Origin of the sequence: Sorangium sp. So ce367 (assembly GCF_051520455.1) — a bacterium.
GTDB classification, from domain to species: Bacteria; Myxococcota_A; Polyangia; order Polyangiales; family Polyangiaceae; genus Sorangium; species Sorangium cellulosum_B.
Genome location: NZ_CP150334.1, coordinates 5,327,970 through 5,342,801 on the forward strand (window position 1 = coordinate 5,327,970; position 14,832 = coordinate 5,342,801).

Annotated in this window: 14 protein-coding genes; 13 read left to right on the forward strand and 1 reads right to left on the reverse strand. The window is 72.6% G+C overall.

Features of this window, described 5'->3' with window-relative positions; genetic code table 11:
• Positions 1-2: 2 nt before the first annotated feature.
• The 11 genes from WME97_RS20220 (at position 3) to WME97_RS20270 (ending at position 10,111) form a co-directional block, all read left to right on the forward strand.
• Positions 3-320, forward strand: coding sequence for a PEGA domain-containing protein (locus WME97_RS20220; protein WP_437300722.1), 318 nt, complete (start codon positions 3-5; stop codon positions 318-320).
• Positions 321-537: 217 nt separating this feature from the next.
• A complete protein-coding gene (locus WME97_RS20225) occupies positions 538-915 on the forward strand; it encodes a hypothetical protein (RefSeq protein ID WP_437554044.1) in 378 nt (125 codons plus the stop codon).
• Positions 912-1,730 carry an RNA polymerase sigma factor gene (locus tag WME97_RS20230; RefSeq protein ID WP_437554046.1) on the forward strand — a complete coding sequence of 273 codons (819 nt, stop codon included), beginning with the start codon at positions 912-914 and terminating at the stop codon, positions 1,728-1,730. Before WME97_RS20225 ends, WME97_RS20230 begins: the two co-directional genes overlap by 4 nt.
• 218 nt (positions 1,731-1,948) lie before the next feature.
• Positions 1,949-2,119, forward strand: a complete 171-nt coding sequence (locus WME97_RS20235) for a hypothetical protein (protein ID WP_012236312.1) — start codon at positions 1,949-1,951, stop codon at positions 2,117-2,119.
• 317 nt (positions 2,120-2,436) lie between these two features.
• On the forward strand, positions 2,437-4,164 hold the full coding sequence (locus WME97_RS20240) for a serine/threonine-protein kinase (protein ID WP_437554048.1): 1,728 nt from the start codon (positions 2,437-2,439) through the stop codon (positions 4,162-4,164).
• Between the two features lie 149 nt (positions 4,165-4,313).
• Positions 4,314-5,216 (forward strand): hypothetical protein, encoded by a 903-nt coding sequence (locus WME97_RS20245; protein WP_437554050.1) that lies wholly within the window; start codon positions 4,314-4,316, stop codon positions 5,214-5,216.
• Positions 5,217-5,388: 172 nt separating this feature from the next.
• A complete protein-coding gene (locus tag WME97_RS20250; protein WP_437554052.1) occupies positions 5,389-6,762 on the forward strand; it encodes a 3-deoxy-7-phosphoheptulonate synthase class II in 1,374 nt (457 codons plus the stop codon).
• 72 nt (positions 6,763-6,834) lie between these two features.
• Positions 6,835-7,548, forward strand: a complete 714-nt coding sequence (locus WME97_RS20255) for a hypothetical protein (protein ID WP_437554054.1) — start codon at positions 6,835-6,837, stop codon at positions 7,546-7,548.
• 113 nt (positions 7,549-7,661) lie between these two features.
• Positions 7,662-8,312, forward strand: a complete 651-nt coding sequence (locus tag WME97_RS20260) for a hypothetical protein (RefSeq protein ID WP_437554056.1) — start codon at positions 7,662-7,664, stop codon at positions 8,310-8,312.
• Positions 8,313-8,663: 351 nt separating this feature from the next.
• Complete coding sequence (locus tag WME97_RS20265; protein ID WP_231864927.1) at positions 8,664-8,987, forward strand: ribosome-binding factor A; 324 nt, start codon at positions 8,664-8,666, stop codon at positions 8,985-8,987.
• Entirely contained in the window at positions 8,984-10,111 is a 1,128-nt protein-coding gene (locus WME97_RS20270) for an RtcB family protein (protein WP_437554058.1), read from the forward strand. The genes WME97_RS20265 and WME97_RS20270 overlap by 4 nt, the downstream gene beginning before the upstream one ends.
• Positions 10,112-10,120: 9 nt before the next feature.
• On the opposite strand, the gene WME97_RS20275 is transcribed toward WME97_RS20270, so the two are convergent.
• Positions 10,121-12,562, reverse strand: coding sequence for a S8 family serine peptidase (locus tag WME97_RS20275; protein ID WP_437554059.1), 2,442 nt, complete (start codon positions 12,560-12,562; stop codon positions 10,121-10,123).
• A gap of 628 nt (positions 12,563-13,190) precedes the next feature.
• Between WME97_RS20275 and WME97_RS20280 the strand changes: the two genes are divergently transcribed.
• Positions 13,191-13,841, forward strand: coding sequence for a class I SAM-dependent methyltransferase (locus tag WME97_RS20280; RefSeq protein ID WP_437554061.1), 651 nt, complete (start codon positions 13,191-13,193; stop codon positions 13,839-13,841).
• On the forward strand, positions 13,838-14,809 hold the full coding sequence (locus WME97_RS20285; RefSeq protein ID WP_437554063.1) for an NAD-dependent epimerase/dehydratase family protein: 972 nt from the start codon (positions 13,838-13,840) through the stop codon (positions 14,807-14,809). Before WME97_RS20280 ends, WME97_RS20285 begins: the two co-directional genes overlap by 4 nt.
• Positions 14,810-14,832: the final 23 nt, after the last annotated feature.

Consider the following 14,832-nt stretch of genomic DNA (forward strand, 5'->3'; position numbering starts at 1 on the left):
CGATGGCCAGCGCGAGCGCGAAGCGGACGCGCGCCACGGCGGCGCTCCTGATGCTCGGGCTGTCGGCGTGCGTCGCGCGCGCTCCGGCGACGGTCTCGCTGCGGGTGAAGGGGAACGTGCCCGACGCGTCGGTCACCATCGACGACCAGTACATCGGCGCGCTCGCTTACGTCGCCGCCCACGGCGTCGCGCTGCCGCCCGGCGCGCACCGGATCACCGTGGAGAAGGCCGGCTACTTCGCCTGGGACCGCCTTGTCGAGGCCAGGAGCGGCGCCCCGCCGATCCACCTCCAGGTGCAGCTCACGCCCGTTCCGGATTGACGATCTCGCGGGGCTGGCGCCGGCTGGCCCTGGCGCAGCCGCCCCCTCACCGGGGCGCACGCGCGAGAGCACAGGACGAAATCATCTCCACGCGGTCTCCGTAATCCATGGGGTGGATGCACGCGGCATCCATCCCGATCTCCACTTTACGGGGGACCGCATCATGCCGAATCGGAGCAGTCCGAAGGCGCGCGTGGCGAAGACGCGCGCGCCTTCGATGAACAAATCAGCTCGGCGCGCCCGCCGGTGCGCCACCCTCGAGGTGTGCGGCCCCGAGAGCTGTCGTCCGGGAGGCCGCCTGTTTCACGCCCTGTGCGATCTCGCCGATCGCTTCCTGCAACGCCGGGGAGATCCGCGGGCGATGCAGCTGGGCACCGTGCTGTTTTATGTCGCGTTCCACAGCGCTCGAGCCGCCGAGGACGACGACTTCCGCCTCTCCCTCCGGACCTCTCTGGACATGCTCGTGGAGCTCGAGCCGGTCGAGCGCTGGCTCCGGCCGCCGCCGGCGTTCGATGTGCCATCCGGACGGCCTGCGCCGCGCCCCTACCCCACCTGCGCCGGCGCGGAGATCCCGGCGCCACGAGGCTCCGGATGACGCCGCCGCGTTCCTCGCCGTCCTCGCCGCCGTCCGCACCGGCGCGCCCGTCGTTCGAGACGGTCTACGCCGTGGGCTTGCCGTTCCTTCATCACGCGCTCCGCTGGCTGGGTGTCTCGGTGAACGATCTGGACGACATGCTCCAGGAGGTCTTCCTCGCGGCCTATCGTGGCCTGGCCAGCTACGAGCCATGGCGCTTTCACGCGGCCCCTGCGGGCGGGCTCGCCGCGGCAGGACCGCCGCCCCTTCGCATCACGCCCGAGGCGGCGCTGCATCGATGGCTGTTCGGCATCGCCTGGAGAAAGGCGAGCCACTACCACGCGCGCGCTCACCGGCGTCGCGAGATCCCCTCCGGGGCCGGCGTGTCCTGGCCGTTCGACGGGCGCGCCCCGGCGCCGACGCCCGAGCAGTCGCTCGCGGGCGCGGACCGCGCCGAGATCGTGACGGCGCTGCTGCTGAAGATCGCGCCCGAGCGGCGCGTGATCCTCGTCATGTACGATCTCCTCGGCGTCGCGGTGGCCGACATCGCCGGCGAGCTCTCGCTCAACGAGAACACGGTCCGCTCCCGCCTGCGCCTCGCCCGCGAGGACTTCCGCGCCGCCGTCGCGCGTCAGTCGGCCGAGCGCCGCAGCGCCCTGTGCGCCCTCACCGCGTCGGAGCGCCACCTCCACACGAGCGCCGCAACCATGCTCCACACCGTGCGCGCGTTCCCTCCCGTCCCCGCGCCCGCTGCACGCGCGCTCTGGCGCCGCCTCCAGCAGCGGATCGACGAGCGCGCTGCCATTGCCAGGACCGCCCCGCCGGCGCCGTGGTAAGGACCTGCGGGCCAGCGCCACCAACGCACAGACGATAGGGACAGAACGCAACACACACGGCGCCGCACACACCCACGCGATCACGCGACAGCGGACGGCACAGACGGCAAACGGTAAGACGAGAGCGAAAAATACGAAGCGGGCGACCCCACTGACAGCTTGACGCCCCCGCACGTTTGTGTAGTCTCCGCCGCCCTCGCAGAGAAAGTCCTACGATCATGGCCAATACTCCGAAGTGGAATGTCCGTCTGCGTCACGAATGGCTCGCCACCCCGCTCAAGAAGAAGCGCCTGAAGCGCTGCCAGAAGGCGCGGATCGGCCTGCTCGATGCGGAGCAGCGCAAGGCTGCCAAGCAGAAGCCCGTCCAGGTCGAGCAGCCCGCGAGCTGACCGGCTGACCACCGTTACGCACCGCGCGACACTTGCCAGCCCGGCCGCGCGAACACCTCGACATCACGTGCCGATCGCGGTTCCGCAGGTCGGCGCCCTCGCGCGGCGCGATCCGTGGTAGCGTCGCCTCGCGGTGTTCGCCCGCGCGTTGGCGACGACTCGTCGATCCTTGCCTCTGGTGAGGTTCGACCCGGATCCATGGGAGCGAGGCCCTGAGCGTGTCGGATTCGAGCTTTTCGCCCGGTCGCTCGGGCACTCCTGCCGTGCCTTCGTCTCGCTCTGCAGGGGGCGAGGAGGGCGACGGACCCACCCGCGTCATGAGCGACACGGAGCGGCAGGCCGCGCTTGCCGCCGTGCGCGGAGCGCAGGCCGCGGCCGCCGCCGCTGCGGTCACCTCCACGACCGCGGAGACGGTTCGCCCTCCGCCGCCCCCTCCTCCCGCGGGGGCTCCCCCTCCCTCCGCGTCGGGCGCGGCGGCGTACGAGCTGGCCGCCGAGACGGTCCGCCCCGCTGCGCTCCCCAAGGGGCTCGCAGCGGCGGCTGCGCACGACGCGACCGCCGACACGGTCCGTCCACCCGCTCCTCCCACGGCGAGCGCGGCGAGCCCTGCGGAGAGCGCGGCGGACGGGCAGCCGGCGGAGGCAGACCCGCTCGTCGGCACCACGGTGGCGGGCGCGTACCATGTCATCCGCCTGCTCGGCGAAGGCGGCATGGGCCGCGTCTACGAGACGCACCACACCCGCATCCCGGGCAAGCGGTTCGCGCTGAAGACGCTCCACCCCGAGCTCGCCCAGCAGCCCACCGTCCTCGCGCGGTTCCAGCGCGAGGCCGAAGCCTCAGCGTCGATCCGGAGCCCGCACGTCGTCGAGATCTTCGACGTGAACCGGCTGAGCGACGGCCGGCCGTGCATCATCGCCGAGTACCTGGATGGCAAGGGCCTCGACGAGCTCCTCGCGGGGTCGGGAGGGCGGCTGCCGGCCGGCGCCGCGGTGCGGATCGCGCGCGAGGTGTGCGACGGCATCGCGGCCGCGCACGCAGCGGGCATCGTTCACCGGGACATCAAGCCGGAGAACATCTTCCTCACGGGCGACCCTGCGTGTCCGACCGTGAAGGTCCTCGATTTCGGCATCTCGAAGACCTCCGCGCCGTCCACGCTCACGAGGACCGGCATGGTGCTCGGAACGCCGGCGTACATGGCCCCGGAGCAGGCGAAGGGGGACGAGATCGACCCTCGAGCCGACATCTACGCCGTGGGCGCGGTCCTCTACCACGCGCTCACCGGGCAGCGCCCCTTCGAGCGCAGCGACCCGACGGCAGTGCTCCTCGCGGTCATGACGGAGGAGCCCCCGCCGCCGCGATCGCTGAACCCGGACATCCCGCCGGGCCTGGAGGCCGTCGTCCAGCGCGCCATGGCGAAGGAGAGAGAGGGCCGCCACGCCTCGATGTTCGAGCTCGCCAGCGAGCTCGCGCCCTACGAGGAAGCGGCCGCGCCCGGGCCGCCCAGCGCTCGCGCGTCGCTCGCCCGCGCGTCCGTCGTGCTCGGGCGGCCTTACGCGCTCTCGCACGCCTTCGGCCTTCCCGGCTCGGCGTCGTCGGAGGCGTACCTGACGCGGCAGATGGTCTTCCTCGCGGTGAGCCTCGGCCTCGGGTGGCTCGGCGCGGGCCTCGTCAGCTGCCTCGCCGGCTTCGCGCGCGCGGCGCGCGGCGACGCCGCCGCGCTGTCGGGCCAGGGCGCCACCCTGCTCACGCTCGGGATCCTGTGCGCCCTGTTCGGCGTCGGGTTGCTCGGCGGCTTCTATGTCTTCCGGCGTGTCTGGCGGGACGACGCCCGGATGAGCGCGCTCGCGCCGCGGCTCACGACGCCCGTCGTGATCGCCCTCGTGGCCTACGGGTCGGCGTCGCTGCTCGTGCGGCTCGTCGAGGCCGTGCTCCTGCAGCGCGCCATCGGCATCGCATGGCCCGTCTGGGACGCGTTGCTCTTCCTCATCAGCGTGCTCGCCGCGGGCGCTGCCGCCCTGTTCCAGTGGCGAGGACAGCGGCGATGAGCCCGCGGCCGGGCCGCCGGACGCGGGCCATGGGCCGCTGTCCGGGCGTGTGTTAGGGGGAGCAGGCCATGCCAGCGCAGGCACCTGGGACGAGCGCCCGCCAGGCCAGCAGCCCCGACAGAGCGGGCACACAGGCGGGAACAACCACCGTGCTCGGCGCAGGCGGCAACGCCTCGGGCTCGCGCGCCTCCCTGCTCGCGCGGACGCCGCCCGCGGCGCTCTGGCTGATCACGGGCGCGGCTGCGCTCGTCGCCGTCGTGTTCGCCGCGGCGCTGCTGCGCGACGGCGTCTCGCTCTCCCGGCTCGAGGCGGCCTCGCTCGCAGAGCGCGCGCCGCCGTCGAGCTCCGGCCTCCGGCGTCCGGTCGCGCCGCGACCCTCCGATGCTGTCCCCGCCGACGAGCTCGCCACAGCGGCCGCGGGCGGCGTGCTCGCGCTGGAGGCGCTCGCCTCGCGCTACCCGAAGGATCCGGCGATCTTCCGCGCGCTGATGCTGCGCCACGCGCTCCCGCCGCCTTACCACGCCGCCGCGCTCGCCGCGGCGAAGCGGCTGCTGGAGCTCGATCCGGGGGCGGCGGCCGACGACGACGTGAAGCGCATCGTCTCGAGCGCCGCCGGCGGACCGCCCGAGGCGGCCTCGGCCGCGCTCGACCTGATGGCGAGCGGCATGGGGAGCCACGGGGCGGATCTGCTCTACGAGCTCGCGGTGGGCAGCTCCGCGCTGAAGGAGCGCGCCGCGAAGCGGCTCGCGGAGGCCGCGGTCCTGGGGCGGGCGACGCCCGCGCTGCGCATCGCGCACGAGCTCCGGATCGCGCCGTCCTGCAAGGCGCGGCAGGCCTTGCTGGCGCGCGCGACGACCGATGGCGATCGGCGCGCCGTCGATGTCCTCGCGCCGCTCGTCACCAGCAAGGGCAAGGGCTGCGGCTTTCTGGGCATGAGCCGGTGCGCGGCGGCGTGCGCCTCGATCGCGGGAGAGATCAAGGCGGCGATCCAGGCGATCGAGGCGCGCACCGGGCCATCGCCCCGGGCGGCAGACGCGCCCGCGAGCCGATGACCGCGCCTGCGAGCCGATGACCGCGCCTGCGAGCCGATGACCGCGCCTGCGAGCCGATGACCGCGCCCGCGAGCCGATGACCGCGCCTGTAAGCCCATCGCCTCACGCTCGAATCGATGACGTTGACCGAGGGTTGCGCAGGTGGGAGCCTTGCCATAATAGGGCTCAACTCATGTACGTTCCTGCTCAACCCTGGTCTCCGGATTCATGGCGTGAACGGTTCAACGCTGCGCCGCTCCCCTATGACGATCCCGACGCCGTCCAGGTGGCCGTCGAGAAGCTCCGGGCGCTGCCGCCGCTCGTGACCTCGTGGGAGGTCGAGCGACTCAAAGGCTATCTGGCCGAAGCGCAGCTCGGCCGCCGGTTCGTGCTCCAGGGGGGAGACTGCGCGGAGACGCTCGACGACTGCCGCCCGAACATCGTCACGAACAAGCTCAAGATCCTGCTTCAGATGTCGCTCGTGCTGGTGCACGGCGCCCGCCGGCCGGTCGTGCGCCTCGGGCGCTTTGCCGGGCAGTACGCCAAGCCGCGCTCCAACCCCGTCGAGACGCGCGATGGCGTGAGCTTGCCCAGCTATTTCGGGGATCTCATCAATCGCGCTCCCTTCGACGCCTCCGCCCGGCGCCCCGATCCAAACCTGATGATCGCGGGATACCAGCACGCGGCGATCACCCTGAATTTCATCCGTTCCCTGTCGGAGGGCGGCTTCGCCGATCTGCACCACCCCGAGTACTGGGACCTGAGCTTCCTCGAGCGGGCGGATCTCCCCGGAGAGCTGCGCGAGCGATACCAGCGGATGACGGAGCAGGTCGGGGAGGCCCTTCGGTTCATGGAGGCGCTCGCGGAGGTGCCGGTCGGGGAGCTCTCTCGGGTCGAGTTCTTCACGAGCCATGAAGGGCTCAACCTGCACTACGAGTCCGCGCAGACGCGGAAGGTCGCGCGCCGGCCTGGCTTCTACGACCTGACGACCCACCTGCCCTGGATCGGCGAGCGCACACGGCAGCCGGACGGCGCGCACGTCGAGTTCTTCAGCGGCGTGGAGAACCCGCTGGGCATCAAGCTCGGCCCGAAGACGCTCCGCGATGACGTCATCCGCCTCCTCGATCGGCTCAACCCGGCGGACGAGCCGGGCAAGATCGTGCTCATCGTGCGCATGGGCGCGGGCCGCGTGCGCGACGGGCTCCCGCCGCTCATCGAGGCGGTGCGGTCCGCGGGGCGCAAGGTGCTCTGGATGTCCGACCCGATGCACGGCAATACCCAGACGACGTCCAGCGGGATCAAGACACGGAATTTCGAGGATATCCTCACCGAGATCGAGGCGAGCTTCGAGGTGCACGAATCCATGGGATCCCACCTCGGCGGCGTCCACTTCGAGCTCACGGGCGACGATGTCACCGAGTGCGTCGGGGCGGGGCTCACGGAGTCCGATCTCGACCAGCGCTACGCCAGCCTGTGCGATCCGAGGCTGAACTACCGCCAGTCGCTCGAGATGGCGTTCCGCATCGCCCACCGCATGGCGGAGGCCTCCCGGCGCGCGAAGGGCTGAGTCGAGGACAGGAGTCTCCTGCTGGCGTTCCGTCGAGACTGCCCAATGAACTATCGCAGGGGGTAGTTCGCCATGCAGACCATCTCGACGGAACAGGGTGAGAGCCGACAGGGCGGAGAGCAAGCCGCGACGGATGCCTCGCACGAGTGCCCGCAGCGCTCCGGCGCCAGCCCCACGCTGCTCGAACATTTCCTGCCTGAGGCCGATATCGTCATGAACCACGCGATCGTGGTGATGGCGCCACCGGAGGTGACGTACGCCACGCTGAAGAGGGTGGATTTCGCGAGGAGCCGCTCTCTCCTCCTGCGCGCGGTCTTCGCGCTCCGCCTGGCCGCCGTGCGGCGCGCCCGGCGCAGGCTCCGCCTCGCGCCGCTCCCGGCGCGCGTGCGGATGTCGCTCCAGAACATCGAGGATTACGGCCAGTCCAAGCTTGCCGAAAAGGAGGGCTCCGAGATCGTCATCGGCTCGATCGCGCGCCTGTTCAACGTGGAGAGCCTGTTCACGAGGCGGACCGCGGCCGAGTTCAAGTCGTTCGACTGCCCGGGTCACTTCAAGGCGGCGGCGAGCTTCGTCGTGATGCCTTACGGACAGCGCCGGACGCTGCTCGCGTACGAGACGCGCATCCGCGCGACCGACACGCGGACGAGGCGGCGGCTGTTCCTCCTGGACGCGCTGACGGCGCCGCTCGGGAGGCTCGTCATGCGCCGGATGCTCCGCGTCGTCGCCAGGGTCGCCAACTACCAGTGCGCGGCGCCGGCGCATCATCATCGCCAGCAGGCCACGTAGCCGATCACTGGCGATCCGTCGAGACTACCCCAATGAATCACCGCAGGGGGTAGTTCGCCATGCAAAGCATATCGAGAGAACAGGGTGAGCTCCGGCAGGGAGCGGGTCAGTCCATGACGGGCGCCTCGTCCCAGGGCCAGCAGCGCTCCGGGGCGTGCCCCACGCTGCTCGAGTACTTCCTGCCGGAAGCCGATATCGTCGCGAACCACGAGATCGTGGTGATGGCGACGCCGGAGGTGACGTACGCCGCGCTGAAGCGGCTGGATCTGGCGAGGAGCCGCTCTTTCCTGCTGCGCGCGGCCCTCGCGCTCCGCGTGGCCGAGATCCGGCGCGCCCGGCGCCGGCTCCGCCTCACGCCGCTGCCCGCGCGCGCGCGGATGACGCTCCTGAACGTCGAGGACTACGGCGAGATCAAGCTGGCAGAGAAGGAGGGCTCCGAGATCGCCATCGGCTCGATCGGGCGTCTGAAGAACGCAGAGAGCCTGTTCACGAGGCGGACGCCCGCCGAGTTCAAGGCGTTCGATTGCCCCGGGCACATCAAGATGGTGGGGGGCTACATCGTGACGCCCTACGGCCAGCGTCGGGCGATGCTCTCGTACGAGCTGCGGATCCGCGCGACCGACACGCGGACGCGGCGGGGGCTGTTCTTCTGGGACGCCCTCATGAGGCCCCTCAACAGGTTCCTCATCCCCCAGATGCTCCGCGACGTCGCGAGGGCCGCCGAGCGCCAGTGCGCCGAGCCGACGTACCGCCAGGCCACGTAATCCCCTCGGTGTGCCGGGCGCGGGCCGCAGGCCGCGCGCCGGCCACGAGCGGGCGCGCGCGGCTCGCGCCCCCGCCGGGAGCGCTGCCCGGGCGCGCCTTGCGCCGCGGCCCTCGCTCGTGCACCCTACGCGGCGAAGGAGGCCCGCCATGCACCCCATTGCATCGACGAGCCTCGGCCTGACGCGCCGCTGAGCGCGCCGGCGAGGCTCACATCCCCGAGTTCATCTCGCGTGTCGCTGGAACTGCGCGGCCGACGCGTAGGTGCGTCGCTGCGCTCTCGGGAGCATGGCATGGGCAAAGATCGATCGCGGAGCCGCGAACGCGCGCGCTCCGTCGTGGATGCAGGTTCGTTGTTCGGTGGGACGGCGGCGCGGAGCGCGCAGCGCAAGGAGCGCCAGCTCTGCCGTCAGGTGCAGGAGGCGGTGAGCGACGCGCTCGCCGCGCTGCGCGACGACGTCCTCCAGGACGTCTGGGTGATGGGTGTGGAGCCGGCGCCCGACGCCAGCCGGCTCGCGGTGGTCGTGCAGGTCAGGCCTGGCACGCCGCCGGAGGTGGCGGCGGCGCGGCTGGAGAAGGTGGCGGGCTACGTGCGCGCGGAGGTCGCCGGGGCGATCACCCGCAAGCGCGCGCCGACGCTCGCGTTTCAGGTGCTGCCGCCGGAGGGAGAGCCGTGAGCGCGCGCATCTCCGCGTGGCTCCCGGACGGCGCGAGCGCGGCGCTCAGCGCGTCGCTCTCGCGGCTCGCGCGCACCGACGGCGTCGCGCACATCGCGGTCATGCCCGACGCGCACGTGGCCGACGACGTGTGCGTCGGCACGGTGACCGCCACGACCCGTCGCCTCTTGCCGGCGGCGGTCGGCGGCGACATCGGCTGCGGCATGGTCGCGCTGCGGCTCCGCGCGGACGCCGATCTGCTCGCGGATCGCGATCGCGCGGCGCAGCTCCTCTCCGCGCTGCGGGGCCGCGTCCCGCACCTGCTGCGCCCGGCCGCCGGCGCCCCGTCGCTGCCCGGCGATCTCGCCGAGGCGCGGCTCGGCGCGCCTCGCCTCGAGGCGATGAAGCACCGCGAGGGCCGGATGGAGCTGGGTACGCTCGGCCGGGGCAACCATTTCCTGGAGGTGCAGCGCGACGAGGAGGGCGCGCTGTGGCTGCTCCTCCACAGCGGCTCGCGCGCCATGGGCCCGGCGATCCGGCAGCACCACGAGGCGCTCGCGGCGCGGGATCCGTCGGGCGTCCGCTTCCTCGACGCCGACAGCGAGGCCGGGCGCGCGTACCTCGATGACGCAGCCTGGGCAGCGAGGTACGCGCGGGCGAGCCGCGCGCGGATGGTCACCGAGGCCCTCTCGCTCTTCGCCGAGCTGTTCGGCGTCGACGCCGACGCGTCGTCGCGCATCGAGATCGATCACAACCACGTCCGGCGCGAGGAGCACGGCGGACGCGCGCTGTGGGTGCACCGCAAGGGCGCCATGGGGCTCCGCGAGGGGGAGCCCGGCGTCGTGCCCGGGTCGATGGGGAGCCCGAGCTTCCACGTCGAGGGGCGCGGCCACCCCGAGGCGCTCGGCTCGTCAGCGCACGGCGCCGGGCGCGCGCTGCCGCGGGGCGAGGCGCGCCGCCGCATCGGCGCGCGGCAGCTGCTGCGCGAGGCCGAGGGCGTGTGGTTCGATCACCGCCTCGCGGACCGGCTGCGCGAGGAGGCGCCCTCGGCCTACAAGGACATCGGCGCGGTCATGCGGGCGCAACGCGACCTCGTGCGCGTCGTCCGCCGGCTCTGGCCGGTGCTCGTCTACAAGGCGCCATGAGCGGACCCGTCACGGCCGGTCGAGGGTGACGACGGGCGACGTCCACGTCTCCCAGTGCGCCTCGTTGTCCGGATCGCCGAGCGCCCGGAGCGCGCGGAGCTTGATCAGGTAATCCCCGTCCGGGACGACGGTGTGCCTCCCGTCGAGCTTCGTCGTGCCCTTCCATCCATACCGCGTGACCGCCGTCGCGGACGCGCTCTGACCGACGTGGGACAGCATCAACGCGCGCCCCCACGGCTTCGCCGTGGCGGCGTCGACGATGTCCAGCGTCAGGAGCTCCGCGCCGTGATCGAGGTGGACGACCACATACGGCGTGTCGTCCGACGCCAGCGTGTAGACCGCGCCGCGCGGCTGCTGGGTCAGGCGCGTCCCGCTCAGCTTGCCGAGCCACGGAGCGCCGAAACCCGACGGCTTGAGGAGGGGCAGGCTCTGGTAATCGCCCTTGAAGCCCGCATACGGCACCCGCAGCAGGCCGTCGGCCGCGCCGCCCCGCGGCGTGAACACGAGGTAGCCGCCGAACAGGCCGCCTTCCGCGAGCGCGTCGCTCGCCGTGACGGTGACGGAGACGGTCGCGCTCCCGGCCGCGGGCACCGTCACGCTCGCGGCGCTGAAATCGACGCGCGCGGCGCCGGTCGTGGCGCTCGCCGGCGCCCAGTGGTCGCCCCCGGTCGCGCACGCCGCGGGCGTGTGTGACAGGTCGTAGGTGACGTCGTGCCCGCTCGAGTTCTCGAGCGTCAGCGTGCGCGCGGCGGGGCCGGCCTCGCTCTCTCCGAGCGAGAGCTTTCCGGGGCTGATCACGGTGGTCGCGCGGATCGCCCGGTCGACGCGGATCACCCCTGCGCCCTGCCGGTGCGCGCTCTCCGGCACGCCGGCGCCCAGATCGCCGCTCCACGGCGCGGGGACCGCGCTGTTCTGGAGGACGTCGCGCACGCGCGCCGCGGACAGCTCCGGGCGCGCGGCGAGCAGGAGCGCGACGGCCCCGGCCACGTGCGGCGCCGCCATCGACGTCCCGCTGAGCGTGTCGTACGAACCTTGCTCGATCGGCACCGTCGAGTAGATCGTGCCGCCGGGCGCGGCGAGATCGGGCTTGAAGGACAGCGCCGCGCTCAGGCCGTGCGAGCTGAAGCGGGAGACGAGGCCCGCGGTGCTGTTCCGCGCGGCCACGGCCTGGTGCGTCCAGCTGTGGGTCACGGGCCCCGCGTCGAGACGCGCGTTGAGCAGCTCGCCGTCGGCCTGCGCGATCCCCACGACCGGGATGGTGATCGGAGGGTCGCCCTCCACGGACGGGCTCATCGCCCCGGACCGGTCGTTGTAGAACAGGACGCCGGCGGCGCCCGCGGCCTGCGCGTGCGCGGCCTTCTGGTGGAACGAGCAGCCGCCGCGCCGGACGAGCGCGATCTGGCGCGCGAGGCTGCCGGCGGGGAGCTCGGCGCACGCGTCGCGGGCGCTGGTGGTCGTCCCCGTGCGCGCGAGGGCGGCGCTCCCCGAGAGCGGCGCGGGCGGGCTCCCGGCGCCGCGGGTGTAGCCGATCACGGCGTTGCCCGGCGCGACGGTGAACGACAGGGTGGTGACGCGCGTGCTGTCGACGGACGCGGTGCCGATGACCGCCTCACCCACGCCGGGCGCGCCCGCGGCCCAGAGCCCTTTCTCGCCGCTGTTGCCGATCGACGCGACGACCACGACGCCGCGCGCGACGAGCGCGCTCGCCGCCGTAGCCGTCGGGTAGTCAGGCCACTGGAACGGCGTTCCGATGCTGATGTTGATGACGTGCATGCCATCGCTGGCTGCCCGCTCCATCGCCTTGAGGATGATGTCGGCGCGCGAGCCGCCGCGGCAGCCGAACACGCGGTACGCGCCGAAGGTCACGTCCGGGGCCACGCCCTGCACGACCCCGTTCGCCCCGATGATGCCGGCGACGTGCGTGCCATGGCCCAGGCAATCGTCCGGCTCTCCGTCGGGCACGGGCGGCTTGGTCGCGTCACCGGCGACGAAATCGTCGCCGACGAAATCGTAGCCAAACGCCACGCGGCAGCCCGGGCCGAAGCAGCCTCCGAGATCGGGGTGATGGTAGTCGACGCCGCTGTCGATCACGCCGACGCGGATGTCCTCGCCGGTCACGCCGAGCTCCCGGCGCGCGACGTCCGCGCCCGACATCTCGCCTGCGACGGCGAGGTCCGGGTCGACCGTCGGCGCGGCGCGCGTGGTGTCGAGCTCCACCGGCGCCACGGGGTAGACGGCCTTGACGCCGGGCACGTCCACGAGCGCAGCCGAGCTCTCCTGCGCGACCCGGACGGAGAGGCCGTTCCAGAGCTCCTCGAACGAGAATCGTTGTTTGTACCGGAGCCCCCGGGCCGCGGCAGCTCGCCGGAAGAGATCCCGCTCCTGGTCGATAAGGCCCTTGACGCTGGCGCCACCGATGCCTCTCGCGGCCGGCGCTCGCTCGAACTCCACGAACCAGAGCTCCGTGGCCTCCTCCGGCGCGAACGTCGCTTCACCTGGCTCCGAGTCGTCCGGAGGGACAGTGTCCTGGCCCGCCTCCTTGTCTCCAGTCTCTCCGCTGCACCCTGAAATGGCGAACCAGAGAGATGCCAGAACGAGCCGACAACCACCGCACCTCACACGCCCCTTCCCGCGCGCTCCCATCATCGATTCAGATATGTTCGATGACGCGAATCGGTCAAGCGTGAGCGGTGCGAGAACGGAGGGCGGCGCGCGCCACGGACCGTCATTGTCGCAGACCATGGAAGAGTGGTTGTTTCAGAGCAGCCTCCCTTTCGGGTCGGGCGTAACGAGAGCTGCGCTGTGCGGCCCTGCCACGCGCGACGGAGCGCGGTCGCGCGGTCGCGCGGTGGCGCGGCGGCCACGGAGCCCAGGGCGCCCTGAGAGGCGCCGTCGAGAGGTCGTTATCTCGCGATGTCGTCGCTGTCCTGCCATGCCGCGGCGTACGAGCTCGTCGCGCTCAGGACGCCGCCTCGGCCTCCGGCGGCGCGGGGACGGCCCCGGACGTTGCCGGTCCTCGAGCGCTCGACTAGCGTGGCGCGGCTCTCCGGCGCGGGCCGCGCCGGGGCTCGGATGCACGATGACGGTCCTCGAGCGCGCCCTGTTCTCCTTGCACCATCGCCTGGTCCACGTGCCGCGCGTGGGCCGCGTCGCGCGGGCGCTCGCCGCGCAGGTGGGCCCCGCGGCGTCGCTGCTCGACGTGGGCGCGGGCGACGGCACGGTCGCGCTGGAGGTCGCGCGCCTGGTCGGGGCGCTCCGCGTCGTCGGCGTGGACGTGAAGGCGCGCCCCGGGGCGGCGCTGCCGGTCATCGGCTATGACGGCGAGCGCCTCCCCTTCCCCGACGCGGCGTTCGAGGCGGTGCTCCTCTCCGACGTGCTGCACCACGCCGCGCGCCCCGGCGCGCTGCTCGCCGAGGCGCTCCGGGTCGCGTCGCGCGTCGTCGCGCTCAAGGATCACTTCCGGTTCGGTCCGGTCTCGGAGCGCGTGCTGCTCTGGATGGATCTCGCCGGCAACGCCGCGCCCGGCGTCGAGGTGCGGGGCACGTACTTCACGCCGGGCGAGCTCGTCGCGCTCGCGCGCGGCGCGGGCGGGCGCATCACCGGCCTCGAGTGGCCGCTCCGGATCCACGACCTGCCGTTCCGCCTCGTGACCCAGGATCGGCTCCAGTTCGCGGCGCGGATCGAGCGCCTGGCCGCGGAGATCACCGGAACCACGGGAGACGCGCGATGACGGAGCTCAGGTCGTTCGTCGTCGGCGGCGCCGGGTTCATCGGGAGCCACCTTAGCGATCGCCTGGTCGAGCGCGGCCCCGTGACGATCTACGATAACCTCTCTGTCGGGCGCCGCGCGTTCGTGGCGTCGCACCTCGCCTCCGGGCGCGCGACGCTCGTCGAGGCCGACGCCCTCGATCTGGAGCGGCTCACCGAGGCCATGGCGGGCCACGACCTCGTCGTGCACCTCGCGGCGAACCCCGAGGCGCGCTGGGGGCTCGCGCGGACGCGGCTCGACCTCGATCAGGGCACCATCGCGACGTACAACGTGCTCGAGGCGATGCGTCGGACGGCCGTCAGCCGGCTGATCTTCTCGTCCTCCGGGACGGTCTACGGCGACACCGCGCGTCGGTGTGCGGAGGGCGATCTCGGCGCCCTTCCCATCTCGCTCTACGGCGCGAGCAAGCTCGCGGGCGAAGCGCTCATCAGCGCCTACGTCGAGTGCTTCGGCCTCACGGCGTGGATCTACCGCTTCGGCAACGTCGTCGGGCCGCGCGGGACGCACGGCGCGGCGCTCGATTTCCTGAAGAAGCTGCGCGATCGGCGGACGGAGCTCGAGGTGCTCGGCGACGGGCGCCAGTCGAAGCCGTACCTCGATGTCCGGGATTGCGCGGAGGGGATCCTGTTCGGCTTCGACCAGGCCAGGGAGCGGCTCAACATCCACAACCTCGCGCCCGAAGACGCGACGAGCGTCTCGCGCATCGCGGAGCTGTGCGTGGCGGCGTCGCCCTATCCGGACGCGGTGATCCGGTATCAGGGAGGCGAGCGCGGCTGGCCTGGCGACGTGCCGCGATCGCGGATGGATCCTGGCAAGCTGGCGGCGCTGGGCTTCCGGGTGCGCCACACGAGCGACGAGGCGGTCCGGATGGCGGTGGAGGCGCTGGCGAGCGAGGTGTTCGGGGGCGAGCTGGCGCGACGAGCGCAGTGAGCGCGCCGTCGGCGCGGCCGCCG